This is a genomic window from Vibrio sp. Vb0304 (assembly GCF_033338995.1).
Lineage (GTDB): Bacteria > Pseudomonadota > Gammaproteobacteria > Enterobacterales > Vibrionaceae > Vibrio > Vibrio alginolyticus.
The window spans coordinates 1,088,846-1,114,405 of record NZ_JAWOTT010000001.1 but is presented as its reverse complement, the minus strand read 5'-3'; the positions used below and the strand labels follow the sequence as shown (position 1 = coordinate 1,114,405).

22 protein-coding genes are annotated in these 25,560 nt (G+C 43.8%); 13 read left to right on the top strand and 9 right to left on the bottom strand.

Annotated elements, in window-relative coordinates:
- The first annotated feature begins 99 nt into the window (after positions 1-99).
- The 10 genes from R7P35_RS04945 (at position 100) to yegS (ending at position 10,572) form a co-directional block, all read left to right on the top strand.
- Entirely contained in the window at positions 100-1,401 is a 1,302-nt protein-coding gene (locus R7P35_RS04945) for an anaerobic sulfatase maturase (protein ID WP_025767858.1), read from the top strand.
- Positions 1,402-1,486: 85 nt separating this feature from the next.
- Positions 1,487-2,470 carry an AAA family ATPase gene (locus R7P35_RS04940; RefSeq protein ID WP_005376549.1) on the top strand — a complete coding sequence of 328 codons (984 nt, stop codon included), beginning with the start codon at positions 1,487-1,489 and terminating at the stop codon, positions 2,468-2,470.
- A gap of 12 nt (positions 2,471-2,482) precedes the next feature.
- Positions 2,483-3,445 (top strand): DUF58 domain-containing protein, encoded by a 963-nt coding sequence (locus R7P35_RS04935; RefSeq protein ID WP_025767857.1) that lies wholly within the window; start codon positions 2,483-2,485, stop codon positions 3,443-3,445.
- Complete coding sequence (locus tag R7P35_RS04930) at positions 3,446-4,024, top strand: DUF4381 domain-containing protein (protein WP_318091762.1); 579 nt, start codon at positions 3,446-3,448, stop codon at positions 4,022-4,024. It abuts the gene before it with no gap.
- The gene (locus R7P35_RS04925; protein ID WP_025767855.1) at positions 4,017-5,087 is read left to right on the top strand and encodes a vWA domain-containing protein; all 1,071 of its coding nucleotides are present in this window, start codon (positions 4,017-4,019) and stop codon (positions 5,085-5,087) included. Before R7P35_RS04930 ends, R7P35_RS04925 begins: the two co-directional genes overlap by 8 nt.
- Complete coding sequence (locus R7P35_RS04920) at positions 5,080-6,810, top strand: vWA domain-containing protein (RefSeq protein ID WP_213904456.1); 1,731 nt, start codon at positions 5,080-5,082, stop codon at positions 6,808-6,810. Before R7P35_RS04925 ends, R7P35_RS04920 begins: the two co-directional genes overlap by 8 nt.
- A complete protein-coding gene (locus R7P35_RS04915; RefSeq protein WP_025767853.1) occupies positions 6,807-8,108 on the top strand; it encodes a BatD family protein in 1,302 nt (433 codons plus the stop codon). Before R7P35_RS04920 ends, R7P35_RS04915 begins: the two co-directional genes overlap by 4 nt.
- Before the next feature lie 49 nt (positions 8,109-8,157).
- Entirely contained in the window at positions 8,158-8,583 is a 426-nt protein-coding gene (locus R7P35_RS04910; RefSeq protein WP_005376542.1) for a bifunctional diaminohydroxyphosphoribosylaminopyrimidine deaminase/5-amino-6-(5-phosphoribosylamino)uracil reductase RibD, read from the top strand.
- Between the two features lie 172 nt (positions 8,584-8,755).
- Entirely contained in the window at positions 8,756-9,661 is a 906-nt protein-coding gene (locus tag R7P35_RS04905) for a LysR family transcriptional regulator (protein ID WP_318091760.1), read from the top strand.
- Positions 9,662-9,669: 8 nt separating this feature from the next.
- A complete protein-coding gene (yegS, locus tag R7P35_RS04900) occupies positions 9,670-10,572 on the top strand; it encodes a lipid kinase YegS (RefSeq protein ID WP_005376540.1) in 903 nt (300 codons plus the stop codon).
- An 81-nt stretch (positions 10,573-10,653) separates the two neighbouring features.
- On the opposite strand, the gene R7P35_RS04895 is transcribed toward yegS, so the two are convergent.
- The 4 genes from R7P35_RS04895 to R7P35_RS04880 all read right to left on the bottom strand — a co-directional run bounded on the left by R7P35_RS04895 (position 10,654) and on the right by R7P35_RS04880 (position 14,731).
- Complete coding sequence (locus R7P35_RS04895) at positions 10,654-10,989, bottom strand: YgiW/YdeI family stress tolerance OB fold protein (protein WP_005376539.1); 336 nt, start codon at positions 10,987-10,989, stop codon at positions 10,654-10,656.
- Positions 10,990-11,004: 15 nt separating this feature from the next.
- A complete protein-coding gene (locus R7P35_RS04890) occupies positions 11,005-11,652 on the bottom strand; it encodes an AcfA family outer membrane beta-barrel protein (protein ID WP_025767850.1) in 648 nt (215 codons plus the stop codon).
- Positions 11,653-11,817: 165 nt separating this feature from the next.
- Positions 11,818-13,431 (bottom strand): VRR-NUC domain-containing protein, encoded by a 1,614-nt coding sequence (locus R7P35_RS04885; protein WP_115386607.1) that lies wholly within the window; start codon positions 13,429-13,431, stop codon positions 11,818-11,820.
- A 67-nt stretch (positions 13,432-13,498) separates the two neighbouring features.
- Positions 13,499-14,731, bottom strand: coding sequence for an OFA family MFS transporter (locus tag R7P35_RS04880; protein WP_053303514.1), 1,233 nt, complete (start codon positions 14,729-14,731; stop codon positions 13,499-13,501).
- A gap of 576 nt (positions 14,732-15,307) precedes the next feature.
- Between R7P35_RS04880 and R7P35_RS04875 the strand changes: the two genes are divergently transcribed.
- A complete protein-coding gene (locus R7P35_RS04875; protein ID WP_005376535.1) occupies positions 15,308-15,664 on the top strand; it encodes a hypothetical protein in 357 nt (118 codons plus the stop codon).
- 103 nt (positions 15,665-15,767) lie between these two features.
- Here the strand turns inward: R7P35_RS04875 and dcuC are convergent, their stop codons facing one another.
- Complete coding sequence (gene dcuC, locus R7P35_RS04870) at positions 15,768-17,135, bottom strand: anaerobic C4-dicarboxylate transporter DcuC (protein ID WP_005376528.1); 1,368 nt, start codon at positions 17,133-17,135, stop codon at positions 15,768-15,770.
- A 359-nt stretch (positions 17,136-17,494) separates the two neighbouring features.
- Positions 17,495-18,619, bottom strand: coding sequence for an acyl-CoA desaturase (locus R7P35_RS04865; protein WP_115386608.1), 1,125 nt, complete (start codon positions 18,617-18,619; stop codon positions 17,495-17,497).
- Between the two features lie 271 nt (positions 18,620-18,890).
- On the opposite strand from R7P35_RS04865, the gene R7P35_RS04860 reads away from it, so the two are divergent.
- Complete coding sequence (locus R7P35_RS04860; protein WP_005376525.1) at positions 18,891-19,439, top strand: GNAT family N-acetyltransferase; 549 nt, start codon at positions 18,891-18,893, stop codon at positions 19,437-19,439.
- Between the two features lie 90 nt (positions 19,440-19,529).
- On the opposite strand, the gene R7P35_RS04855 is transcribed toward R7P35_RS04860, so the two are convergent.
- Positions 19,530-20,147 (bottom strand): HAD family hydrolase, encoded by a 618-nt coding sequence (locus tag R7P35_RS04855; RefSeq protein WP_025767847.1) that lies wholly within the window; start codon positions 20,145-20,147, stop codon positions 19,530-19,532.
- Between the two features lie 363 nt (positions 20,148-20,510).
- Between R7P35_RS04855 and R7P35_RS04850 the strand changes: the two genes are divergently transcribed.
- The gene (locus R7P35_RS04850; RefSeq protein WP_258458587.1) at positions 20,511-22,556 is read left to right on the top strand and encodes a response regulator; all 2,046 of its coding nucleotides are present in this window, start codon (positions 20,511-20,513) and stop codon (positions 22,554-22,556) included.
- Between the two features lie 103 nt (positions 22,557-22,659).
- Here the strand turns inward: R7P35_RS04850 and cqsA are convergent, their stop codons facing one another.
- Together cqsA and ylqF are read right to left on the bottom strand one after the other, a co-directional pair.
- Entirely contained in the window at positions 22,660-23,841 is a 1,182-nt protein-coding gene (gene cqsA / locus R7P35_RS04845) for an alpha-hydroxyketone-type quorum-sensing autoinducer synthase (protein WP_017635350.1), read from the bottom strand.
- A 337-nt stretch (positions 23,842-24,178) separates the two neighbouring features.
- Complete coding sequence (gene ylqF, locus R7P35_RS04840) at positions 24,179-25,123, bottom strand: ribosome biogenesis GTPase YlqF (protein ID WP_005376521.1); 945 nt, start codon at positions 25,121-25,123, stop codon at positions 24,179-24,181.
- Positions 25,124-25,560 lie beyond the last annotated feature (437 nt).

Here is a 25,560-nt window from a genome sequence, read left to right as displayed (position 1 = left end):
TTATATAGCGCTTTTTGGAGCGCTATATACCCAAATAGCTTCACTTTTGCTGTACAGCGCTCACGAGGTTATTTGGGTATATGTAATAGTGAGAAACGTATGAGTAAGATTTCCCCTCGCCATTCTACTACTATGCCTATTGTTCCTCTTAAAACGGCGTCTAAAGCGCCTGTTCTGGGCGCGTATGACCGTCGATTCCATGTGATGGCAAAGCCAGGTGGAGCAAAGTGCAACATCGATTGTCAGTACTGCTTTTATCTGCATAAAGAAAATCTACTGCACCAAGAAAAGCAGCCAAAAATGGACGACGCAACACTGGAAGCGTTCGTGAAAAGCTATATCGAAAGTCAGGATGGCGAAGAAATTGTATTCTCATGGCAGGGCGGGGAGCCGACGCTGCTTGGGTTGGACTATTTCCGCAATGTCGTAGCTTTGCAAAAGAAATATCAGCCGAAAGGCGTTCGCATTGAAAACGACCTTCAGACCAACGGCATTTTGCTAAACGATGAGTGGTGTGCGTTTTTAAAAGAGCACAACTTCCTAGTTGGCTTGTCGATTGATGGACCACGAGAGCTGCACGACAAATATCGCAAAACCCGCAGCGGTAAGCCAACGTTTGATCTCGTGATGAAAGCGGTAGATAAGCTCAAAGCGCATGGCGTGAAATTCAACGCGTTGGTCACGGTGAATCGTCACAATGCGAAATACCCGCTCGAAGTATATCGATTTTTAACCCAAGAATTGGGTGTGACTTATATTCAGTTTGCGCCGGTGGTAGAAGCCAACAACTTCCAAACAACCGCGCCGCAGTTTTGGAACGAACAGATGATCCCAACCAAAGGCAGTGATCTGGCTAAACCGGGGCATCCAATGTCGATTGTAACGGATTGGTCAGTCGATCCTGAAGACTGGGGACGCTTTTTAATGGCGACCTTTGAAGAGTGGGTGAATAACGATCTTGGCCGTGTGCTGGTTAATCTGTTTGAAACCGCGGTGGCGCAAGTAATGGGGAAACCGTCTCAGCTTTGCGTGACGGCGGAGTTTTGTGGCAAAGGGTTGGCGATTGAGCACAATGGCGACGTGTTCAGTTGCGACCACTATGTGTATCCAGAATACAAACTCGCCAACATTCATGAACACTCACTGAATGAAATGGCCTTCTCTACAAGACAATATACTTTTGGCATGGCAAAACGCGATTCATTGCCGACGTATTGTAAGCAATGCCCTTACTTGCCTTATTGTTGGGGTGAGTGCCCAAAAAACCGTTTGATCAAAACGCCGAATGGTGAGAGTGGTCTAAACTATTTGTGTTCGGGAGTCAAAATGTTCTTTGATTATGCGTTACCGATGTTGGTTGGTCTTGCACAACTTCTCCAATCTCAAGAACCGCAAAGATAACATAGTGAATATAACCTTAAGTTATTTCATTTGTTCTTATACTTAACTATCGAAAAGACGGCTTAAACCATTGAAAAGGTATCCTATGAACCACGCACAACAAGCGATAAAAGAACTCATCGAACAAACAGAAAAAAGCGTCATTGGACAAAGCCACGTGGTTCGAGCTTTAGTCATCGGGTTATTAACAAATGGGCATATTCTGCTAGAAGGTTTACCGGGAACGGCAAAAACACGTTCCGTAAAATCGTTGGCGAACTTGTTAAACACCAGTTTTGGTCGAATCCAGTTTACGCCGGATCTTTTACCATCTGATGTGACGGGCACTGAGGTTTATCAAGAGCTGGATGGCAAGCCGCAACTACACTTTCAGCCAGGGCCAATTTTTAACAGCATTGTACTTGCTGATGAGGTCAACCGTGCACCAGCCAAAGTACAAGCGGCACTGCTTGAAGCCATGGCCGAAGGCACAATCACGGTAGGCGATAAAACTCACGTATTGCCAGACTTATTTATGGTGCTTGCAACGCAAAACCCTGTAGAGCAAGAGGGCACGTACCCGCTGCCAGAAGCGCAAATGGACCGCTTTATCATGAAGGTTACCGTCGATTATCCAGAAGATGACGCCGAACGTGACATCATTCGTTTGGTGCGCAGTGAAGAATTGGGGGCGGAAACCAGCAGCGAAATTATTACGCCAAAACACATCGAGCCAGACGTGGTGCTAGAAGCGCGTCGTCAGTTACCAAACATCGTGGTATCAGACCTAGTGGAAAACTACATCGTTGCGTTAGTGATGGCGACTCGTAAGCCAGAGCGTTATGCCGATTCAAACTTAGCAAAATGGATTGAGATTGGCTCTAGTCCTCGTGCTTCCATCGCACTCGACAAATGCGCTCGTGCGTATGCGTGGATGCAAGGACGTGACCACGTTACTCCTGACGATGTGCGTGCCATGGTTCCGTCTGTATTGGGCCACCGTTTTTCTTTGACCTACGATGCACTGGCAGATGGGGTCGATCATCAACGAGTCGTACAAGAGCTGCTAGATTGTGTAGAAATTGGGTAAGTGGGAGGCATTATGGCTAAGCCAACTCTTGCGCCAACATCACAGGGGATGGATCCCCGTTTGTACTGCGATTATGCTCGTTTAGTATGTCTGCAAGCACAAGCAGAATCGTTCAGTTTACTTCCTCATCTAAAAGCGGGTAGCGTACTCTCTGGCCGACACAATTCGTTGTTTCGCGGTCGTGGATTGAACTTCGAAGAGCTGCGCCATTACCAATTGGGTGACGATATTCGTAACCTTGATTGGAAAGTTACGATGCGTACAGGTAAGCCGCACGTGCGCAGCTATACAGAAGAAAAAGATCGCAACGTAATCGTGTGTGTCGACCAGAGAAGCACAATGTTTTTTGCTTCGACGCAAGTAATGAAATCAGTTGTCGCGGCAGAGATCGCAGCGATGTGTGGGTGGCGAGTATTAAAAGATGGCGACCGAGTCGGTTTTGTCATCGCATCCCAGCAGGCGTTGTTTCACAGCAAGGCACAGCGTTCGCAAAACGATCTTCTGGCGCAACTTAAACGTCTCGCTAAAGCCAATCAATCGCTCAATGTGGACTCCCGCAATTCCGAAAAAGTAACGTTCAGTCAATGGATTGAGCTTATTAAACGCATGAAGCTCAAGCAATCCACTTTGATTTTTATCAGCGACTGGAGCGACTGCGAGGAGCACCATCTTGATCACCTTAAACAGCTGCAACAGCACAATGATGTTCTCGCAGTGATGGTTAGTGACCCATTAGAACAAACGTTACCAGACGATTTGGCAAAATCGAAATGGGTGGTTGGTGATGGGCAGTATCAACTCAATTTAGACAGCAAAGCAAAGGTAGAAGCTGCGAGCGCAAAGCTTGAGGCTCGAACTAGCTTACAGCGTCAATCACTCTCTCAACTTATGGCGATGAAACACCTTCCGCACATCGAACTCGATACGACAGGTGAGCACATTAAACAATTCCAAAAACTGGTAGGAGGGCGTTAAATGAGTGATCTTCCTACGCCTCCGAGTACCTACATACTCAGAGAGCTGCATGATGTGGCTGTACCACCCAGCGTGAGTTGGTACCCGCAAACTATTGGCTGGAAAATTTTAGCGGCGGTTGTGCTCATTGCATTGGTGTATGTCGTATATCGATTGGCTCGGCAATGGTGGCATAATCGTTACCGAAAAGAAGCTCTACTGGCGATTTCGCAAATCAAATCGAGCGACAAAGACATGCCAAAAGTATTGTTCTCTGTGCTTAAAGTAGTGCTGATTCATATTGATAGCCGCAACGCGAAATTGTTTGATACCGCCTTTCTGCGCAAGCTCGATGCGCTGTATCCGCAAACCGAAGATTCTCAAGCAAACTCGCTTGTGGTCTTTAACGATGAGCTTTCAAAGCGCTGGCTACAAAGTATTGTCGACCCAAGCGTTATGCTAACCAACGAAGATCGTCTAACGCTAATTGCTCGTGCGAAAAACTGGGTGAGTGAACACCGTGGTGATGCTCAAAAAAGCGCGGCAAAGAAATCACCACGATTGAAACGCAAATCACATCAGGGAGGTCAACATGAATGATCTTCTTGCATCGATAACTGGTTTGTCTGGTTTTGAATTTGCTCACCCAATGTGGTTTCTGGTTTTGCCCTTGCCGTTGGTGGTGTACTACTTGGTGCCTGCATATCGCACTAAGCAAATGGCGATCAAAGTGCCGTTTTTTAGTCAGCTGGTGGAAGCGATTGGCGAGACGCCATCAGAAGGTGCAAGCCAGTTGACCCCGAGTTGGTGGCAACGAGCAACGTTAATTCTCTCATGGCTTTTGGTGGTGTGTGCGATGGCAAAACCCACCGTGTTAGGCGAGCCTCAAGTTCGCGAGAGTTTAGGTCGCGATGTGATGGTGGTGGTGGATCTTTCGGGCTCCATGGCCGAGCCAGATTTCACCTCACGTACAGGCGAAAAAATTTCTCGTCTTGATGCGGCAAAAGAAGTGCTGTCGGAGTTTGTTCAGTCTCGTAAAGGTGACCGATTAGGCTTGGTGCTTTTTGGTGATGCTGCTTTCGTGCAAACGCCATTTACCGCAGACCAAAAAGTGTGGCTCGAACTGCTTAACCAAACCGATGTGGCAATGGCAGGGCAGAGTACCCATCTTGGTGATGCGATTGGCTTAGCGATTAAAGTTTTTGAGCAAAGCGATAAGTCGCGTGGTGCTTTAGAACAAGACCAAAACCGTGAAAAAGTCGCGATTGTATTAACCGATGGTAACGACACGGGCAGTTTTGTTGAACCGATTGATGCGGCGAAAGTTGCGAAAGCCAAAGGCGTGAGAGTGCACGTGATTGCGATGGGTGATCCGGAAACGATAGGTGAAACCGCGTTGGATATGGACACAATTCATCGCATTGCGAAAGAATCCGGCGGTGAAGCGTTTGAAGCACTCAACCGTGATGAACTATCGGCTGCCTACGACGAAATTGGCAAACTGGAACCTCAACTTTACGAAAGCACTACATACCGCCCAAAACAAAGCCTTCATCATTACTTGATGGCGTTAGTGGTCATCATGCATTTGCTCGCGTTCAGCGTCGCAACACTCAAAAGAAGGGCTGTTACACGATCATCATTAGGAGAGAGCGATGTTTGATTCTCTTAGTTGGACGCAATTCTTTACGCAGTTTCATTTTATTCGACCACTGTGGTTACTGGCTTTGGTCCCCATGTTTTTCTTGGTGTGGTTACGCTGGCGAGAAGAAAGCAAGCCAAGCTGGAAGGATATTCTGCCCGAACATTTACGCAATGCTTTGACGATAGGTGAGCGAGGTTGGCGTAAGCAACTGCCGCTTAAGCTCTTGATGCTGATTGTGTTCATCGCCATTGTGATTTGTGCAGGCCCAACGTGGCAACGTGAATCTTCCCCCTTTGGCGAAGATAAAGCCTCTCTGCTGGTGGTGCTTGATAACAGCGAATCGATGCTGCAAAAAGATCTCCCACCAAGCCGCCTTGAGCGTTCCAAACAGAAAATACGCGATTTGCTAGCCGCGCGAAAAGGCGGAAAAACGGGTTTAGTCGTGTTCGCGGGCAGTGCTCATGTCGCGATGCCTATAACTCAAGACAGCAAAGTATTTGACCCGTTTTTGGCGGCCATTACGCCAGAAATTATGCCCGTGCAAGGTAAGCTTGCCGAAAAAGCATTGCCGTTAATTGACCAACAATTGCAAGGTCAACCAGGCTCCACTGTTCTGTTGGTGAGTGATGGCGTTAATCCAGCCACGATTGAGCAATACCAAGCGTATTTCTCGGGCAAACCTTATCAACTGTTAATTCTTGCGGCAGGGAATGCTGACATTGTGAGTAACAACCCAATGGATTTGGATTCTCTACAAAAACTGGCTAGTCAGACTAACGGTCGATTGGTGGAAGTGACCGTCGATAATAGTGATATCGAGCAACTGAATCGATACGTTGAGCGCAATATGCAGCTTAATGGCGAATCTTCAATGCCTTGGAAAGACATGGGGTATCAACTTCTGTTCCCAATCGCGCTGATCATGATGCTGTGGTTTAGAAAAGGGTGGTTAGTGCAGTGGTGCGTGATTGTAATGGTGAGCGGCACGTTATTGATGCCAACAAGTGCATTGGCCGAGAACATTTCAGTTAAAGCCGAGCAGCCACAAGTTGTGCAAAAAGTGACGGCTTTCGACAAGGTGACGCAATGGTGGTGGGATTTGTGGCTAACGCCAGATCAACAAGGACAGCGTTTGTTCAACCAACAAGCGTATTTAGAAGCCGCGAAACACTTTGTCGATCCATTACGCAAAGGGACGGCGTACTACTACGCTAGCGAGTTTGAACTCGCCCACAGTGCGTTTTTGGAAATGCAAAACGACCCGTCCGAAGAGGTTCGAGATTACGGTCTTTATAATGCGGCGAGTGCATTGGCGCGTCAGCGTGAATATTTGGCTGCACGTGACTTGTTAAAATCCCTAGCCAACAAGCCAACATTAAGCGAGAGGCTAAGACCGGATGTTGAGCATAACTTGAAAGTGATTGGTGGTATTGTAGAGGACATCAACCGGATGAGTGAGAGTCAGGCAGGAACGGAGCAAGAAGCATCAACCGAGCTAGGCGATAACCCTCAAACCGCAGAAGGGGCGGATGAAAAAACGTCAGCGGAGTTGATGATTAAAGAGACGTTAAGTGCAGACGACATCTTAGGTAGCCAAGAATTAGCCGACAAATGGTTAAAGCGAGTCGAAGCGGATCCTAAATACTTCTTAAATGCGAAGTTTCAGATTCAATTGCGTTCAATAGAAACCGGAGAATCAACTTCTACTGCGAACGAAAATACAGAGGAGGCGGTGCAATGATGAAAAGCCACCGTTTTACGCCCTTTGCTTTACCCTTGTGGTTAGTTATCTGTTTCGGTTTCCTCCTGAGCAGTAGTGTGTTGGCTCAAGATATTCGTGACGTTCAACGAGAGCATGGTGTTGAGTTACAAGCGTGGGTTGGTAAACAACCAACGGCTGGAGAGAAGCGTAAAACACCAAGTTTTAGCGTCAATGAGCAAGTTATTTTAACCATCGAAGTGGCAACGCCGCGTTGGTTTACGGGTGGTACGAGAATTGGCAATATTGAAATACCCAATGTTATCGCCAAACAGCGTAATCAACTAGCAACCAACTTTACTGAGCAAAAAGAGGGACAAACTTGGTCGCGTCAACGCTGGGAAGTGACTTTGTATCCACAAGCATCTGGTGATTTTGTGATTCCACCTGTCGCTGTGGGCGTTCAGGTGTCGGCGCCGGATGGCGAGAAGGTGTCAGGCACACTTTATACGCAGCCGATTAAGTTCAAAACTGTCTTGCCATCGGGATTGTTGAGCGGTGATACGCCTTGGTTTTCTGCAACGCACGTAGACGTAAAACAAGAGTGGGAAACCTCCACTGAGTCACTCAAAGTTGGGGATGCAATCACGCGTAAAATCACCATTTTGGCTCATGATTCGCTATCTGTGTTGCTACCAGACTTGTTGAAAGGAGAATCAACAACCCGTTACCAAGCGTATCCTCAACCGCACCGTTTGACAGATACGCAAACACGTGGTGACTACCAGTCAACACGCACAGAAGAGAGTGTGTACGTGATTCAACAAGGTGGTGAATTAACCCTGCCAGATTATGAGTTCCGTTGGTGGAACAGTAAGACTCAACAAGTGGAAACGGTGGTGTTAGAGGGCAAAACATTTGCTGCGAAGCACACGTTGAAATCCTTCATCAAAACGTACTTTGCATGGATTGTATCCACGCTTGTATTTCTGGGTTTTGTGATTATTTCATTGGTAGCCATTAAACGTTACTACCGCAACAGACCGACACCAGCATGGCTGACGTTCCACCGTTTGTTAAAGGCTAAACGTTGGTCTGAAGCAAGGACCATATTGTACAAACAATTGCGTTTAAATACGGCCGAGCTAGAAATGACCAAAGCCGATACGAGTGAATCGTGGCAAAAAAGTGCGTCGCGAATGCAAAATGGTGAAAATAGCGCTCATTTACTGAAGTCGATGTGGCGCAAAGTCCAGACCAAACAAAAACGCTTTAAATTCCGTATTCCGCGAGCGTTACCAGAACTGGACAAAGTCATTGGAAGAGATGGCAATGAATAAAACGGGGCGCTAATATAGCGCCTCGTTTTTATTAGAGAATAGAGTTCAAATGAGCCAAGAGTTTATGCGCCGCGCATTGGAAGTGTCCAAAAATGCGCTTCCTGAATGTCAACCCAACCCGCCGGTTGGCTGCGTGTTAGTGAAAGACAATCAAATCGTTTCTGAAGGTCATACTCAAGCGATTGGTGGCAATCACGCGGAAGTGGAAGCGCTGAATGCGTATCAAGGCTCGTTAGAATCGGTGACGGCATACGTTACGCTGGAACCGTGTTCGTTTGTTGGTCGCACGCCAGCTTGCGCGGTGACATTAGTCAAATCCGGCATAAGCAAAGTCGTCGTAGCCATATTGGACCCCGACCCGCGCAACAGTGGTCGAGGTATCGAGATTCTAAAACAAGCAGGTATAGAGGTAGAAACGGGTTTGTGCGGCGAGGAAGTCAGCGAGTTTCTTACCCCTTACCTAGGCAAAGCCTAAGTCAAGCTTTACGTTGCACTATGGTGCCAGTTTATGTGGTGAATGAAGTGCGTCAAAATTGAGTTAAAACTCATTAAAACAAGCGATACCGCCCATTTATTGCACTTGGCTACGTGAAGGATCATGCTGTTAGATTAAAATAGAGAAAGTGACTTTTGAAAAATTTAATAGCATGAAACCGACCGACCTTAATCTTATTCCCATTTTCACTGCCATCTATGAAGAGCGTAACTTGTCTGGGGCGGCGGCGCGTTTAAACATCACCCAGCCTGCGGTGAGTAAAGCGCTAGCAAGGCTACGTGATATCTACGATGACCCATTGTTTCATCGTTGCGTTAAAGGTCTCGAGCCTACCTCGTTTGCGATGGATATTTATCCTGCTCTTCTAGCTTCAGTACAAAATTTCACTTCGACATTATCGGCCTCTAGTGAGTTTGACCCTAAAGTGTCGAATAGAGTGTTTTCTATTGCCTGTGTGTCCGTTGCAAGCTTTGAGTTGCTACCTCAAGTCATGAAACAAATCCGTGTGTCGGCGCCAAATGTTGCATTAGAAGTACATCCGCTTTTTACGGAAGATTTTGAAAGTGATCTGCGGTTACAACGATACGATTTGATCATTGATATCACACCAAGAGCAAGAACGGTGTTAAAACTGGAAACTGTACTTACGGAGCGTTTGGTGGTGGTATGTAGCGAAGCGCATCCACGCCTGAATGACGAGATTACGGCTGAACAATTTTTTGAAGAAGAACACGTAGTGGTTTCGCAGTGGCAGAGTCGTAAGAGCTTGTTAAACGCCGATGACATTGTCGACTTGGATAAGAGAAAGATTAAGTATCGAGCCTCAGGCGTACTAGAAATGCTCCCAATTATTTGTGGTAGTGAATACATTGGTTTAATGCCAGAGTCGATGATCAACTTGTTCAATAACACCTATCATGTTAAATCTTTATCAATGCCATTTGATGAACAAATGTATGAGCTTTGTACAATCTGGCATCCTAGTCGCACAAACGACAGCGCCCATCAGTGGTTACGTTCACAGATTAAGCAAGCAGGAAAAGTCATCAACCAATAGGAAGTGCAATGAAAAAGACAATACGTGCCATCCTTAACGGAAAAAAAGCTGGGAATCCAGAGTTAAGAGATGCAATCATGAAAATGAGAGAAAAAGGCATCGACGTACAGGTGCGTGTGACGTGGGAATCTCAAGACATGCCGCGGCTAGTTAAAGAAGCGGTTGATGAAGGCATTGAACGTATTGTTGTCGCTGGTGGCGATGGGACCGTCAATGAGGCGGCTTCTGCGATTATTCAAATTGACAAAGAAAAACGCCCTGAGTTAGCCATTATTCCCCTTGGTACCGCCAATGACTTTGCTACCGCTATTCAAGTACCTAATTCCATTAAGGCGTCTTTATCTCTTGCTGTTGAGGGGCAGTCCGCTTTGGTCGATTGCGTCAAAGCGAACGATCGCTGCTTTATTAACGTGGCAACAGCAGGGTTTGGTGCAGAAGTTACAGCAGAAACGCCTGTTGAACTCAAAAACTTTCTTGGCGGCGGAGCTTACACGTTAACTGGTGTTATAAAAGCACTTGGCTTTAAACCATATGACGGAACAATAAAGATTGAAGGTGGCGCGTATCAGGGAGAAATGTTGCTCGGTGCGTTTTGTAATGGGCGCCTTGCTGGAGGTGGGCAAGAGTTAGCTCCAAAAGCGATGATTAATGATGGGATGATGGATCTAACATTGGTGCGCCCATTTTTACCTCATGAGCTGCCTAAAGTAATCGACGAGATCAATAACCCGAGTGAGAAAGGAGAGTTTGTGAAGTACACTAAAGCAAGCTGGTTGGAGATAGATTTTCCGAATCCATTGCCTCTTAATTTAGATGGAGAACCTTATCATTCGAGAACCATTAGATTTGATGTTCAGCCTAAGAGTATACGATTAGTCGTACCGCAAGATTGCCCTTGCTTGACTAGCTAAACGAGCGTTTTCCATGATTATTGCGTAACACAGCCACTAAAATGTGGCTGTGTTATTTGTGTTGAGGTATTAGTCAACTTCTTAACGTTTTTGAATGGTCTCAACGTCTATTTGCGTAGTTGTCCAATCTGAATCAACCTCTCCTCGAATCATTACGGTATCTTTTGGTGTCACTTCTTGACCCATCCAATCTTCGTTGTCGATCTCTACTTCGATCTCACCAGTGTTGTCTTTGAACAAGTAAGTCTCGTTACCAAATGATTGAACAATATGCCCGGTTAGCACTACAGCGCTGTCGTCGGTTGCGTTGCGCGCCTCTTTCACCGTATTGATTGCACTGACTTCTGGACCATTAAACGCGGCGAAAACCGAGCTTGAAAGTAGGGCAAGCATGGATGTTAACAATACTCTTTTCATTATCCTCTCCTGATATTAGAAGTAATAAGTTGTGCCTACATTAAAGGATGCAGTGTTTGCGTAGCTGTCTAGTTGGTATTTTGCGTTTGCGCCAATGGTGAGCTTTGGCAACACTTGGTATTCCGCGCCCACAGAGAACATTGCGCCTAACTCGTTGTTTTTCTCTGAGCTATGGAAAAGCGTGTTGCTTATTTCCACATCGTCATTCACGACAAGCTCATATTCTTGATGTTGAGCAACCTTGGCGTCGTATTGTGTGTAAGTTAAACCCGCTTTGAATTTTGTTGTCCATTTGTCACTTAATGCATAGCTAAACACTGGTGCTAGCGAGACTTGTTTGGCTGTGATAGAGGAATCCCAATCCATTTCATGATTGTAATCTTTGCCATCAATTGTCTTGATACCAAGGTCCTTAGAACGGCCGTCATCAAGGTCAAACTGGCTGTAACCTAGCTCAATTGCCCAATTGTCATTAAACGAGTAACCGATAAATCCTGAGAAAATACCATCCTCAAGTTCTGGGTTAAGTGTTACATTTTCAGCTGAAAAGTGAGGTTCCAAGTCATGGTCAGTGGTGCCTAGTCCATATTCCAGACCTACATAAGGAGCCGCAGATACCGAAACTGAGCAGGTAACAAGTAACGCAAGAAGTGTTTTGTTCATTTTATTTTGCCTCTTCAAATCAACTTAGTGAGTAGAAGCGCATTTTGTGTGAAGAAGCGTGAAGCGATCGTGAAGAAACGAAAAAATGTTTAGAAAAAAGAGCAAGGGGCGATAACCGAGGGGCGGTTTGAGTGAACAAACACCAAGCTCTTTATATAGAGTAAGTTAAGTTGCTGCGACGTAACACACCGCAAACGGGACATTAAGGCGAGTAAACTCTTTGATCCAACGCCATTGGTTATCCTGGAGTTTATCGCCTGGCCCTTTTACTTCAATCCATTCGAACTCGTTTCCTTTAAAAGCAATCAGATCAGGCATCCCATTGCGGTAAAGCTTTAGGTCACTCAATTGTATTTTAAATAGCGCCATCAACATGTTAGTTGGGATTGTATCGAGTGCCATTTCGAGTAGCTCTTTACTTATTAAGCTCCAATGCACAAATGGATTGCTGATACCAAACTTCTCATCGTATCTAGTTAACAACGTATAAGTATTGCCCGTTTCCAACATATCAAACGTCGCATCTATCAAAGCTTGGCGTTTGGTAACAAAATCAGAATGGTACAAATCCAGAGGACGATGTTGATAGGCATTGATGAATGCGCCTTCGATGGGAGCGAAAATCGCATCCCAAAAAGTGAGACCAAGTAATGCATTAAGCAGTGCATTTTCGGCGTAAAATACAGTCCAGCCTAAGGACTCAAAATACGCTTTGCTGGCGAGTTCGACTCTCTGTTGAGATAAATCCAGTTCAAGGCGGTATTCCGTACAGGTTGGCTTCGTCACTCTTGGCACTTTCTCGCCTTGTTTTCGTTTTAACCGTTGCTCAAGTTTTTGTGCAACTTCGAGCTCAGACACATCGATCGGTGAGTTAAGCATATCTGTGACAATGTCACCAAATAAATCATCATGGTTTAATTTGTCATAGATACGTGCGCGTCGTTCTCGGCTCGGTGTGAGTTGAGTTTGGCCAAATAGAGACAGGGCGGTCTCTAGATCATTAAGCCGTTCGTAATCACGTGCTATGTCATTCAACATGTGCTCGCGTTTACGATCTACGTAACGGTGTTTAACGGGCTGAGGCATTGCCTCAATTAATAAGTCGAGATTGGCTTTGTCTTTTCGGTCAAATTGCCAGTACAGGTTGGCCAACTGGCTCAGTTCAATTAAACGGTCTATTTGCTCACGTGAATCAAAGAAACGGCGCACTTTACTCAATTGATATTGCTCGAACTGATGCAAACCTAAGTCATCAAGCACAAACTGACTTAAGTCTTGATGGGTGTTGGCAAAAAACAGAGTGAGCAACACGTCGATCATATGAGCTGAATTGAGTTTGACGATCGTAAACTCAAGCTTCTCTATACGATCAAATTCCGCATTACTCAAACGTTCGACAAGGGCGTCTTTCTTGAGTGATTTCGGCAGTTCGGGATAAAGCGCAGAGATTTCTGGTTTGGTCAGTAAATTGGCCGCTAACTCTTGATGAGAAAGGGGTGGGGAAAGGGCTACAAACTCATGTTGACTCAATTCCGCCAGCGCTTCATTGATAGAAGGTATTTCTTGATAACTCAGTTTATCACTTCGAAACCAACATCCCTTTCGGCTGTATAAACGTACCAAAAGGCACTGGGCGTGTTTGCTCAAAGAATCAAACGAGCAAAGCCATGCGTGTTCTTCCTTGGTCAGTAAATCGCTGTACCAAGTTACTGCGTGATGAGTCAGCTTAAAGAAGTTCTCTAGATAGTAGTCTGGTGCAAGTTCGATAGGGCTTTCCATAAACGACCGATAACAAAAAAGGCTTAACCCATAGGTTAAGCCTTTTTGCTATCAAATCAATTCGCAATTATGCGTTTTTTAGCTGTGCTACTTTCGCATCAGACAATGGCTTAGTGATGAACGCAAGTACGATACATACTGCCATCATTGCCGAAGAAATTGTGTAAGCCAAGGTGTAGCCGTCGCCATTTGTCATCGAGAAACCAACAACCGCTGCGCCGATTGCACCACCGATACCCCATGCTGTGTAAAGCACACCGTAGTTAGTGCCGTAGTTTTTCAGACCGTAGAACTCAGCCGTTAGAGTAGGGAATACCGCTAGAAGTGTGCCGTAACCTACCGCTGCGATTGCTGTACCGATGATCAGTGTAAACTCAGAGTCGAACGTCGCGAACAGCACCATGTTTACGCCTTGTAGAACGAACGCGAGTAGAAGCGTACGAACACCGCCGATTTTATCTGCAAGCATACCCGCGGCAACACGACCGCCAGAGTTAAATACAGCAAGAATAGACGCTAGGTAAACCGCGTTTGGCAAGTTTGCTTGAACGCTTGCGATTGTCGTGATGTTACCAATGATCATTAGACCAACAGAAGCTGCAAACGCGTACATGATCCATAGAGAGTAGAACTGTGGCGTTTTCAACATTGCTTTCCAAGTTAAGTCATCTGACTTTTTCACCGCTTTAGGTGCTTGGCCTTCTTTTACTTTAGGCTCCGCAGGTGTGTAGTCTGCTGGTGGGTTGTTGATGGTTGCTGCAAGAGGAACCGCAATCGCTAGGATACCAACACCAAGAACCATAAAGCTAGTTTGAATGCCCATGCTGTCTATTAGCGCAGAAGTTACTGGCGCAAGGTAAATAGCCGCTAGACCAAAACCTGCCGCAATAATGCCGTTAACCATACCTTTCTTCGAAGCGTGGAACCACTTCATCGCAGAAGGTGATAGGCATGCGTAACCAAAACCGATACCTGCACCTGTGATCACACCGAAGGTAATGTTCAGCATGAGTGGAGTGTCAACAAAGCCAGACGCGATCATGCCCAGACCTGTAAGAACAGTACCTAGGATAAGGATCATTCGAGGGCCCATGCGGTCTTGAAGAATACCTGCAATAAGAAGACAGATAGAGAAAGTGATGGTTGCAGTTGCGTAAGGTGCAGAAGCTTCTGCAGCACTCCAGCCTGATTCAGTTACCAGTGCCTTGTTGAATACACTCCAAGCATACAGGATGCCAAGACAAAGGTTGATACAGAACCCTGCTAACAGGATGCGCATAGCTTTATCAATCTTGCTCATTTTTATTCTCAGTTTTTCCTCTTATTGGCAATGCCGCAAAGAAGGTTGGTTTAAAGATGTTTTTTCTCAAAATTAGTTTGCGTTTTTCAACGTTTAACGCAATGAGCGCGGATTATAACCAATAAATATGTGATTGGAATCTCTTTTTACGGTTACTGATAAAATAATTTGCAACATTAAAAGTGGATGTGAATTCATGGTTTTGTATGTAGTAAGAACGTTGTAAAAAAGTGATATTTTTTGTTCGCTAATAACGAATGATGAGTCAAGACAGAGAGGTTTTACGCTGTTGAGTGCACAGTTCACATTTCAAATAAAAAATTTCAAAATGTTTCCATGTTAACCATCTGTAACAAAAATGGCGAATTTATCATCTAACTGTCGTAAGTATCAGATGCAAAGGGTTTCTTAATTTTTCATTGTTAACCTTTTGTAATAATTGAAGCTGATTAGCTTTTATGTTCATTAAGTGAGCAAAAAAGTAACTTGTAATTGCTGATTTTAGGCGCAGAATATAGTGAAAAATGAGTTTTCATTTATGAAGGGATGCTTTTTAGATTTGTTGTGAGGTGACTTATGAAACTGTTCCTATTACTCATGGCTTCGGTATCCGCTGGTATCGCATCAGCAGACCACATCCATTCATTTATGTTGGGCTTATCTATTGCTTCTTTAGCGGTAGGTAGCTGTTATTTCTTCGCATTTCGCAGCTCGCGCTTTCCACAGCTTGCTTTATTCCTACTCATTTGCGGTATGCTTTCTAAGTTGACGATAACCGTAGTCGGTGTGATGTGGGGAATGTCCGCGGAATTAATCACGTCTCCAATCGTATTCGCACTTTCATATTTATTCTTTTCGCTTGCCGTTACCTACTTATGGTTTAGCTACAGAGAGAGCATCACTAAGATTCCTGACCGATTTAAGTCAGCGTAAATCAACACATTAGAATAAAAAAAACGCCAGCACATTTGCTGGCGTTTTTAATTAAACGTAATTTTGTTCGGATATTGCTTTTAGTTTGATCGTGGCAATACCGTTAGGCACTCATTGGAACAAGCACCATAGTACCAATAATCACCGTGATAAGGCCTGCTAGAACTGGAACGGATGTGCGTTTTACAACCTCAAACGGGCTGATGTTTGCCATACCTGATGTCGCAACGATTACGCCAGATACTGGTGAGATAGTACGGCCTAGGTTTGATGCTTGAAGCATCGGGATAATTAGGAAAGCAGGGTTTAATCCCATTTTAGCAGCCAAAGATGGTGCTAACTCCACGAACGCATAGAAAGGCGCGTTACCCGAACCCGTTGCAATTGCTGCTGCAACTGTCAATGCAGTTAGAATAAGCATTAAAGCAACGCCGCCTGCACCAGCATTATCTGCTAGATGAAGTAGGTTATCGATAGCACCGATAGACATCAGACCTTGTGCAAAAACCCCTGCGGCAACCAAAAGCATCACAACGCCTTTGAACGCGTCAGCCATGCCTGCGTAGCAAGAATCTAAATCTTCTAGTGATTTTTTACCATCGAACTTATTTACAACATAATGGATCAGAGCTCCAAGGAAAATCGAACCAACCACAATAGTGTAGATGTCTAGACTAAGTCCTGGAATGGTACGACCGTTGAATAGGAAAACGCCGATGATAGGTAGAAATGGAAGAGCTGCATAAAACGCTGGTGCGTCAGCTTTGATCTCTGATACATCAATTTTTTCCATTGGTGTATTTTCTTTCTTATCTAAGTATTTGTTCCAGAAGAACGCTGCCGCTGCCATGACGATGATTGCGCAAATAGAAACAGGCAACACAGTTTGTACCGCAAACACATCAAGCTCTAAACCAGACTTTTCTGCTGCGATAACAACATCACCAGAAGTAGGAGAAAGGATGATTGCCGCTGGAGAGGCACACACTGCAACGGCTGCTGGACGAGAAATGCCCATCGCGACCATCATTGGGAATAATGTCGCCATTAATAGTACGCCAAGGCCTGTTGCAGAACTTACCGCAAGAGACATTAAACACGCCACAATGTAAGCCGCTACCAAAAGGACGTAAGGAGACTTGATGACAGAAAGCGGTTTAGAGAACTGTTTCACTACCACGTTGTTCGCGCCGATATGAGTCATGTATGACGCAAAACCACAAAGCAGCATGATTTGCATACCAAGACCGCCACCGCGGTATTGAAGCATGTATTTCACGTATTCAAGCGCATCTGTCACCATGTTACCAGTTGAGGTGATTTTTGACGGCAGCACGTCGTGCCCCAAAACGCCAGTCATAAGAAGTAAAGCAATACCAGCGGTCAGTAACACGCCCGCAGCTTTATAGCCTTTGACAATAAAGTAACCCACCGCAATGGTAACCACTAAGCCAATTAAGAGCTCTAACATAGGGATCTCCGAATGTTATGTAAAAAAGAAAGAAACTGTTTCAGTTTATGACAAGGAATTTACAGAATTCTTAGCTGTGGCACGAGACAAATATGGGGCTTGCATGATCTGAGACAAATAATAATTTAATAAATAATTTCGTTAGATTGTATTGTTGGAATTTGGTTTTCTAAGTGTTATGTGCTGGTTTGAAGCTATTTATAGGAAGGAAAATATGACTAGGAAAGTGAATGAATAATGAGTGAATTGATTCACAATAGGAAAAAGACTTTACTCAATAAGCAATTATTGGAAAACACTCTTCACAACAAAAAAGCTTCGCCGAAGCGAAGCTAAGTAATCGTAAGAATGAGGATAAACTATGCGTATCGACGAACCATAAGGTTCCAACTACGTTGCTGCCGTTCGAACTCTGCTTTAATTTGCTGGTACTTCATTTTCGTTACAGAACATTCGTATTTCTTTACCACACTGGCAGTTTTGGCACCGAGTACTTCTTTGCGCATCTCGTAGTATTCCTGCATGTGATGAACTAGAGTATCAAACTCGTGCTGCAGCTGATCGAGGATTGTTTGCGTGTTCGGTTTCGATTCTAGCTTTTCTCTTGCTTTCTTCAAAAGTTGACTCGCACGGGCTTTTTCAATTCTAAATGTAGGCGTTGTGCGCAACTTAGATGTGAGTCCTAGCCAAGAACATGACTTTATCAACCACTTCGTTGGGTCGTAATGCCACCAATACACGCCATTGCGATAGTCATTCTCGAAAATATGATGGAAATTATGGTAACCCTCTCCAAATGTGAAAAAGGCGAGTACACCATTATCGCGAGCAGTGTTTTTGTCTGTGAAAGTTTGCTTACCCCAAATATGTGCGAGGGAGTTAATGAAAAAAGTCGTATGGTGACTCATAAAGAGTCGAGCCGCACCAACGACCAATAACATCCCCCAGATATCACCGTAGATCAGTCCGAGCATGACTGGGAAACCAATATTAGTCAGTAGGGCAAGTGGAACATAATACTTATGCTGCCACATGACGATTTTGTCGCGCTTTAGGTCACGGCAGTTTGTATATTCGTTTTCCTTTGACTTATTGTAATCACGTAACATCCACCCAATGTGAGAATACCAAAAACCCCGCTTGGCTGAGTACGGATCTTTATCGTTATTGTCGACATGTTTGTGATGCACACGATGATCAGAAGACCAATGTAATGCACTATTTTGCAAAGAAAATGCTCCTCCAATCGCAAAAATGGCGCGCAAAATAGGATGAGCTTCGTACGTTTTGTGGCTCCAGAGACGATGATAGCCTGCTGTAATAGAAAGGTTAGTGAAACTAAATGCAATCACTCCCCAAATTAGATGTTCCCAACCTAGTCCAAAATGATATGCATACCAAGGCATTACAATAAAAGTCAGAACAAAACTGGCAGAAAATATTAATGTATTCAACCAGATAATAGGTGGTTTGTTTTGAGTCACAGGTGTATCCCTAACTTTGAGCTAACAACTGTTCGCTAGAATATCAGCGTACACATGTAAGTCAAATTAAAGTTAGACAAATGTGACTATTCCTTTGGGTGTAGATTAAGGAACTTGATGGGATATTTTGCTTTTAATTGAATAATGAGTAGTATTAAAAAATGAGCTCTGGCTTAAGGTGTATAAAATCTGCCAAGAAACAAGTGTTATAAAGGTGGAATATACCGAGACTCTATAAAGAAGCAAAAATGTAAGAAAATAGGAATACGTAATGGATTTACGATTAGCGGAATATAAGGACTACGAGCGCATTGCGCATCTTCATGCGGATAGCTGGAAGCGTCATTACCGTGGCATTCTTAGTGATAACTATCTTGAGAAAGAAGCGATTGACGACAAACTACTGATTTGGCAAACCCGTTTGACCAACCCACCATTCAATCAGCACATTGTCTTGGCGGAGGAGGGAGGTTTGCTACTTGGCTTTGTTTGTGTGTTCGGCAACCATGATTTCGAGCGTGGAACCTTTATTGACGCATTGCATGTTGATGACAGTTACCGTGGTCGTGGGATTGGTAAGCAGCTATTACTTGCTGTCGCCGAATGGCAACAGCAGTACTTTAAAGACACAGGTCTTTATTTAGAAGTTGTGTCGCAAAACATTTCTGCGATTGAATTCTATCGCCACATTGGTGGACAAGAGGATCAAGAGCGAACTTGGCGCGCACCTGATGGCAAAGAGGTGTTAGAAAAAGTATTCCGTTGGAAGAACGCCCAGTCATTAGTTAGTGGGATTGAGGAAAACGTGATTTACTCCTAACCTAGCGTTCTGAAACACTAGATAAGAGCAGTCTCAACACTGCTCTTTTTTGTTTATACACCCTAAAGTTATGTTTTTATTAAAAGCTTTCTAGAAGTTAACCCCCATAGCTTTTAGTTCGAGCTCACATTGCTGAGCATTTTCAAACTGAATAGCAGCCATGCCAACCGCTCGGGCACCTTCAACATTGTAAGGCATGTCATCAAGAAATACTGTCTCTTCGGGGTTAAGCTGATACTTTGAAAGTAGAGTTTGGTAGATCTCCGCTTGTGGTTTTAGTAATTGAACTTCAGAAGAGATGATTGCTCCATCAAACAGTGGCCAAAACTCATAAGTAGTACGAAGGTGTTCCACAATTTCGTTGATGTTGTCTGTGAGCGCATATACGCCATATCCGGCTCTTTTTACTCGTTTTAACAGCTCTATACTGCCGTAAAGTAATATTTGAGTGTGTTTTACATAATAAAAGAAGCGGCCCATTTCTTCCGTCGTTACTTGGTGTTCACGTTGATAACGCTGTTTTGCTTCCCTTTCGGAGATCGTCCCTTTATTTAAATCTTTCCAGATTTGTGATGAAAATAGCATCTGAGCCATTTTCTCTGACTCTACGGAACCACCAAATGTTAAGCGAACGATTTCTACTGGAGACCAGCGTACCAATACATTACCTACATCAAAAATGACATTTTTTATCTGGACAGAATTCATAACACATCCCAAGCCAATTGTTCTTCACCACGCTATATGCGGTGAGTACTGTTTTTGAATCGTTGGAAAGTCGTGCCAAAGGCGCGACTTAAGTTTCTTGCACAAAATGAGATTAACATCCAATTGGATACAGAGCGATTATCGCAAAATTGCACTAAACTATATGCAACTTTGTTTATTTGGTTGTAAATCAAGTGTAGCTGTCTTAAAAGATTGAAACTAAAGATAAGTATTGCGAGCTGTTTACGTCATTTCGCGCTGCTTATAAATGATGATTAATATATAATTAGTTAATAATAAAACGATAAAAGTGAATCAAAATCACACTATTGTGCGTCAGGCGGAGTAAGCAAAACAGATTATATGGACTCGATACGTAAGGTTTATCAATATGCAGAACCAAACCTAACTCTCGTTGGCTGGATGGGGTTTCTTGGCTTTCCGCTGTACTACTTTGTCTGGGAGTTTGCCTTTCCACAGGCTTATGAAAATTTACCTCTTAGATTGTTTTGCTCGTTATTGTTTTTCGGCATCATTTTTAGAAACCGCTTATCATCGACTTGGAGAGATTATGTTCCTATTTACTACCAAGTGACGATAACGCTGTGCTTACCGTTTTTCTTTTTTTATATGTTACTGATGAATGACTGGTCCAATGTATGGGTTATGTCGTTTATGTCTGCAATTTTCTTACACATTTTACTGGTTCATGTTACTAGGGTCATGTTTGCTCAAACCTTTGCTGGGATAGGTTTAGCAACATTCTTCGCTTGGGTTGCAAAAGGGTTCCATCTTGACTTGACCATGGATTGGACTCATGTGCCAATCTTTCTGTTTATTTATGTCTTCGGTAATTTGTTCTATTTTCGTAACCAAGTTGAACATGAAGCGAAAGTCTCGCTGGCAAAATCATTCGGGGCAGGGATTGCACATGAAATGCGTAACCCGTTGAGTGGGCTTTGCACTTCAATAGATGTTATCCAGTCGATCTTGCCCAACATGAAAGAGGCAGGAAAAGAGCAGTACGTCATGAGTGTAGAGGATGTCACCTTATTACGTGAAGTGAGTCAGGATGCAATGAACATTATCCAATCGGGTAATGAAACCATCGATTTATTGCTAACTTCGATTGATGAAAATCGAGTTTCTCGTTCTAGCTTCAAAAAATATTCAGTTCACTCGGTCGTTGAACGGGCAATTGAAAGCTTCAGTTATAAACGTGCCACTGATCGATTTGCCATATCGCTGGATGCGAGAAGTGAGTTTGAGTTTCTAGGTAGTGATACATTACTTAAATACGTTATGTATAACCTCTTCAAGAATGCCTTCCATCACCGTAAATCTGAAGATTTTCACATACATGTATCCATGATAAGTTCAGAACGCTTTAATCAAATTGTTGTAACCGATAATGGTGCTGGCATTGCTCCTGATGTTCTACGCAATATCTTTCAAGACTTTTACACCACTGGCAAATCAGGAAGTTATGGTTTGGGTCTACCGTTTTGTAAAAAAGTCATGCGTTCATTTGGGGGGAACATTGAGTGTCAATCTCAGTTAGGGGAGTGGTCTCAATTTACGTTAACTTTCCCACTAACGACATCTGATACCGTTACTGAAATCAAAAACGATCTGACTAAACTCAAAACCATTCTAACGGTGACTAGCCAAGATATCTTGGTGTCTAAAGTAACAGATATTAGCCGTTTTATGGGCTTTGACTCGACGATTTTAGATGCCAACCAAGTACTCAAAAAGAAAGAGTACGAGTTCGAATTCGATCTGATTTTTATCGATCTTGAGAGCTTAGATCCAAGAGCAAACCAATTGGATAGATTAGAATCTCTCTTGTCTTTCACTGAAGCACGCATAGTTTATCTTTTTGAGCATCATCCGACTCAGAGAGCACGTAAGGCTGCATATGAACCTATTTGGATCGAAACGCAAGTCTGGTTATTGAATACTAAACCAACTATTGAGCGTCTCTTATATGATTCAAGCTATGTATCAACACCAACGGCCTCGGTGACGTTAGATAATTCAAATAAGCGCACAATTATGGTCGTGGATGATAATGAATCTTTGCGTAAATTCACGGCAATGTTACTTGAAAAGCAAGGCTTTGAAGTGATTCAGAAAGAAGACGGGCAGCAGGCTCTGGATACACTAGAGCAAGAAGATGTTGATCTCATTCTGATGGATATCGAAATGCCAATTATGGATGGTGTAGAAGCGTCTAGGCGAATTCGAAGCTCGGATAAAAACTATGCGTCGGTACCTATTATTGCGCATACAGGGGATAGTTCACCTGTCACGTTGGACAAAATTGGGTCTTCGGGTATGTCTGACTTCATCGTAAAACCGGCGGATAAAAATCGTTTGTTCGATAAAATCGCAAACTGGATCTAATCATTCGCGACTTGTTTTCTTGAGGCGAGTTGCTCACAACGAATAACACGAATAAAGAGCTCAGCAAAACTGTTGAGCTCTTTAGTTTTATCTACACACTAACTTACACAAACTCTAAGTCAGGGTGTGCAAATGCTTGTTGGCAGACAGTGAGTACATGATCAACTTCAGCAGCTGTCATGTCTGCATTGACTGAAAAACGGATGATGTTTTTGTTCCTTCCAGTTGCAGGGCGGCAAAACACTGCGCCGTAAACATTTCGCTCTTCGAGAAAGTCGCGGACTCGCTCAGTGTTTCTCTCGTTACCACATTCTAATGCGATAATTTGTGATTCACTGCGAATAGTAAATCCAATGCGTTTTAAACCAACGGCTAAAGACTTGGCTCTTTCAAACAGAATATCTCGCTTATCATCTGATTTTCTTATGACGTCCAGTGTTTTCTCTAGCCGAATGATCTCTTGCGGTAATACGGTAGAACTAAATATTGCAGGGTACGCCACAAATGGAAGCGTCTTCGCCAGTTTTTCTGGGCCTAAAATCGCGCCAGCACGATAAGCAAATGTCTTGGCAAGACTAACGGTAATAAAATCTACCTTATGAGTTAAGCCAAGACCCTGCAGTATCCCCGCACCTTGTGGACCGTGTGTACCTAAAGAGTGTGATTCATCTACAACCAGGCCGCAGTCAAACTCCTGTGCTATTTCGTAGATATCACGTAGAGGAGCGATGGTCCCGATAGTGCTGTAAACCGAATCCACAACAATGATCCCTGAACCGTGACGTGAAATCTGTTTTCTTAGGTGACTGGTGTTGTTATGCATGAACGGATGAATTTGTGCTCCGGCAATACGTGCGCCTTCCCACAAAGACATATGTGCAAAGAAATCAATGTACACAGGTATGTTCGGTGCACAAATAGTCTGCAATAAACCGACATTCGCAGCCCAACCAGATTGAGAAAGTAGACAACTAGGCATACCAACGAAACTGGCTAGTTGCGTTTCAAATACAGGTTTCGATTCATCGTCTTGTAAGAAAATCGCGGACATCACGACGTTGTCATCGTGCTGGGAAATCGCATCACGATGCGCGTTTTGAATCTCCTTATTATGAGACAGTGCAAGGTAATCATTGCTTTGCAGGACAACGGCATTACACGGTGGGCGTTTACCAAGAACAAGGTGTTTTTTGTTCTCATTCGGTTCGATTAGATCTTGAATATAAAAATCTAGGCGTTCCTCGATAAAGGAGGGAAGTGGTTTGCTTTGTATAGTTTCACTCATAATAAATCTCTTCTTCATATGGAAAAACGCCAGCGCTGACACTTATTCATATTGCGGATTTTGGGGAGAGTGTCACTAACCAGGTTGCATAAGTTTGCAGACCCTTGCAAACTCGACATTTGAGGGTTGGATGGTGGCTGTAACTCTATAGGGGCCCGGGGTCTAAACTAGTTTGTGCTTAAAGTTTATACGGCGATTTTGCGGTGTTTTTTCGTGCTTCATATCTGGGATTTTGGATGAGGAATATAAAGTTTGAAAAGTGAAAAAAATGGGCGCATTAGATAACAAAAAAGGCGCGAAAATCGCGCCTTGAAACATGAGTAGATAAGAGACAAGCTTATCGCTTATTACGTAAATAGCGCTTACGACGCTCTTCTTTACGCTTCGCTTTTTCTTCTTCTTTACGGGCGGTCTCAATCTCGACTTCAATCAGCTCTTGAGTGATCATTTCTGGGCGTTCTAATGTAATTTGGCCCAAAGTGCCTTGACGAAGTTCGTGCAATAAGATCTCTGATACTTTGTGCAAGTCAACACGTCCACCTGCACGTAGTGCACCGCGGCGACGACCAATTTCTTCCATGATCTCGATATCTGATTCTGGAAGCTCTTCAATTTGATAACGCTCTTTAAGCTTGTCTGCATAATGAGCTGCTAGGTATTCAATGGTATAGAATGCGACTTCGTCATATTCCATCGCTGTATCTTTTACCGCGCCGGTAGCCGCAAGGCGGAAGCCACTGTGTGGATTTTCCACTTTTGGCCATAAAATTCCTGGAGTATCAGATAATACGATGCCATTTTGCAGGTTGATACGTTGTTGACGACGTGTAACCGCGGGTTGGTTACCTGTTACAGCGATTGTTCGACCTGCGAGGGTGTTAATGATCGTCGACTTTCCAACGTTTGGGATGCCCATGATCATGGTGCGAATGTTTTTACCAATTTCTTCTCGGTGTGGGGCAAGTTTGCGACAAAGCTCCATGATTCGATGCACTTCTTGTGGTTCAGAAGTCGTGATCGCCATTGCTTTTACATGTTGCTCTTGCTCCAAGTGCTCAATCCACAGTTGAGTTAACTCTGGATCGGCCAAATCACGTTTGTTCAAAACTTTAACGACAGGTTTGTCACCACGGATTTGAGAAATCAAAGGGTTTTCACTACTGAAAGGAATACGAGCATCCAGTACTTCGATGATCACATCCACTTGAGGGATTGCTTCTTCGATCTCTTTACGTGCTTTGTGCATGTGGCCAGGAAACCACTGGATTGAGTTATTAACCATTTGAATTTAATACCTTAATTTTTCTAATGCTCCAGCGGTTGTAAAAGTAGCAATGTGAATCTTGAGTAATACAATACTAGAACGCATTTTCTAAAACTGTGTTTACTTCAAGCTGCTCGAAACCGCGGAGTTGAGCTTTCTTTCATGTTAATGCGTCAGTTTATCATGGAATGATGATGAATCATTCAAGATGAAAGTAAAAAGCTATGGCGTGCAAACCTAAGCGCACACATCTCTTATATATACCGACTCGCAGTGAATATCCGTCTGGGTGAGAGACCGAACGCAAACGCTGTGTAGTCAAAGGTGGATTGTGTTGTCAGATTGTTCTGACGAATTTTGGTTTTCTGCTTTTATATCAAAGTGTTATTTTTATTTCGCTGTTGAGCGAAGTTTGACTTTTATCTGACAAAAACTAGTCTGAGCTTCCATTCAGA

Excerpts from the sequence above, each read along its gene's own strand:
- R7P35_RS04895 (WP_005376539.1), bottom strand. The coding sequence starts at position 10,989 with ATGAAAAGAGTATTGTTAACATCCATGCTTGCCCTACTTTCAAGCTCG.
- R7P35_RS04890 (WP_025767850.1), bottom strand. The coding sequence starts at position 11,652 with ATGAACAAAACACTTCTTGCGTTACTTGTTACCTGCTCAGTTTCGGTA.
- R7P35_RS04910 (WP_005376542.1), top strand. The coding sequence starts at position 8,158 with ATGAGCCAAGAGTTTATGCGCCGCGCATTGGAAGTGTCCAAAAATGCG.
- R7P35_RS04945 (WP_025767858.1), top strand. The coding sequence starts at position 100 with ATGAGTAAGATTTCCCCTCGCCATTCTACTACTATGCCTATTGTTCCT.
- R7P35_RS04935 (WP_025767857.1), top strand. The coding sequence starts at position 2,483 with ATGGCTAAGCCAACTCTTGCGCCAACATCACAGGGGATGGATCCCCGT.
- yegS (WP_005376540.1), top strand. The coding sequence starts at position 9,670 with ATGAAAAAGACAATACGTGCCATCCTTAACGGAAAAAAAGCTGGGAAT.
- ylqF (WP_005376521.1), bottom strand. The coding sequence starts at position 25,123 with ATGGTTAATAACTCAATCCAGTGGTTTCCTGGCCACATGCACAAAGCA.
- R7P35_RS04905 (WP_318091760.1), top strand. The coding sequence starts at position 8,756 with ATGAAACCGACCGACCTTAATCTTATTCCCATTTTCACTGCCATCTAT.
- R7P35_RS04860 (WP_005376525.1), top strand. The coding sequence starts at position 18,891 with ATGGATTTACGATTAGCGGAATATAAGGACTACGAGCGCATTGCGCAT.
- R7P35_RS04925 (WP_025767855.1), top strand. The coding sequence starts at position 4,017 with ATGAATGATCTTCTTGCATCGATAACTGGTTTGTCTGGTTTTGAATTT.
- R7P35_RS04940 (WP_005376549.1), top strand. The coding sequence starts at position 1,487 with ATGAACCACGCACAACAAGCGATAAAAGAACTCATCGAACAAACAGAA.
- R7P35_RS04885 (WP_115386607.1), bottom strand. The coding sequence starts at position 13,431 with ATGGAAAGCCCTATCGAACTTGCACCAGACTACTATCTAGAGAACTTC.
- R7P35_RS04855 (WP_025767847.1), bottom strand. The coding sequence starts at position 20,147 with ATGAATTCTGTCCAGATAAAAAATGTCATTTTTGATGTAGGTAATGTA.
- dcuC (WP_005376528.1), bottom strand. The coding sequence starts at position 17,135 with ATGTTAGAGCTCTTAATTGGCTTAGTGGTTACCATTGCGGTGGGTTAC.
- R7P35_RS04850 (WP_258458587.1), top strand. The coding sequence starts at position 20,511 with ATGGACTCGATACGTAAGGTTTATCAATATGCAGAACCAAACCTAACT.
- R7P35_RS04930 (WP_318091762.1), top strand. The coding sequence starts at position 3,446 with ATGAGTGATCTTCCTACGCCTCCGAGTACCTACATACTCAGAGAGCTG.
- R7P35_RS04880 (WP_053303514.1), bottom strand. The coding sequence starts at position 14,731 with ATGAGCAAGATTGATAAAGCTATGCGCATCCTGTTAGCAGGGTTCTGT.
- R7P35_RS04920 (WP_213904456.1), top strand. The coding sequence starts at position 5,080 with ATGTTTGATTCTCTTAGTTGGACGCAATTCTTTACGCAGTTTCATTTT.
- R7P35_RS04915 (WP_025767853.1), top strand. The coding sequence starts at position 6,807 with ATGATGAAAAGCCACCGTTTTACGCCCTTTGCTTTACCCTTGTGGTTA.
- cqsA (WP_017635350.1), bottom strand. The coding sequence starts at position 23,841 with ATGAGTGAAACTATACAAAGCAAACCACTTCCCTCCTTTATCGAGGAA.
- R7P35_RS04875 (WP_005376535.1), top strand. The coding sequence starts at position 15,308 with ATGAAACTGTTCCTATTACTCATGGCTTCGGTATCCGCTGGTATCGCA.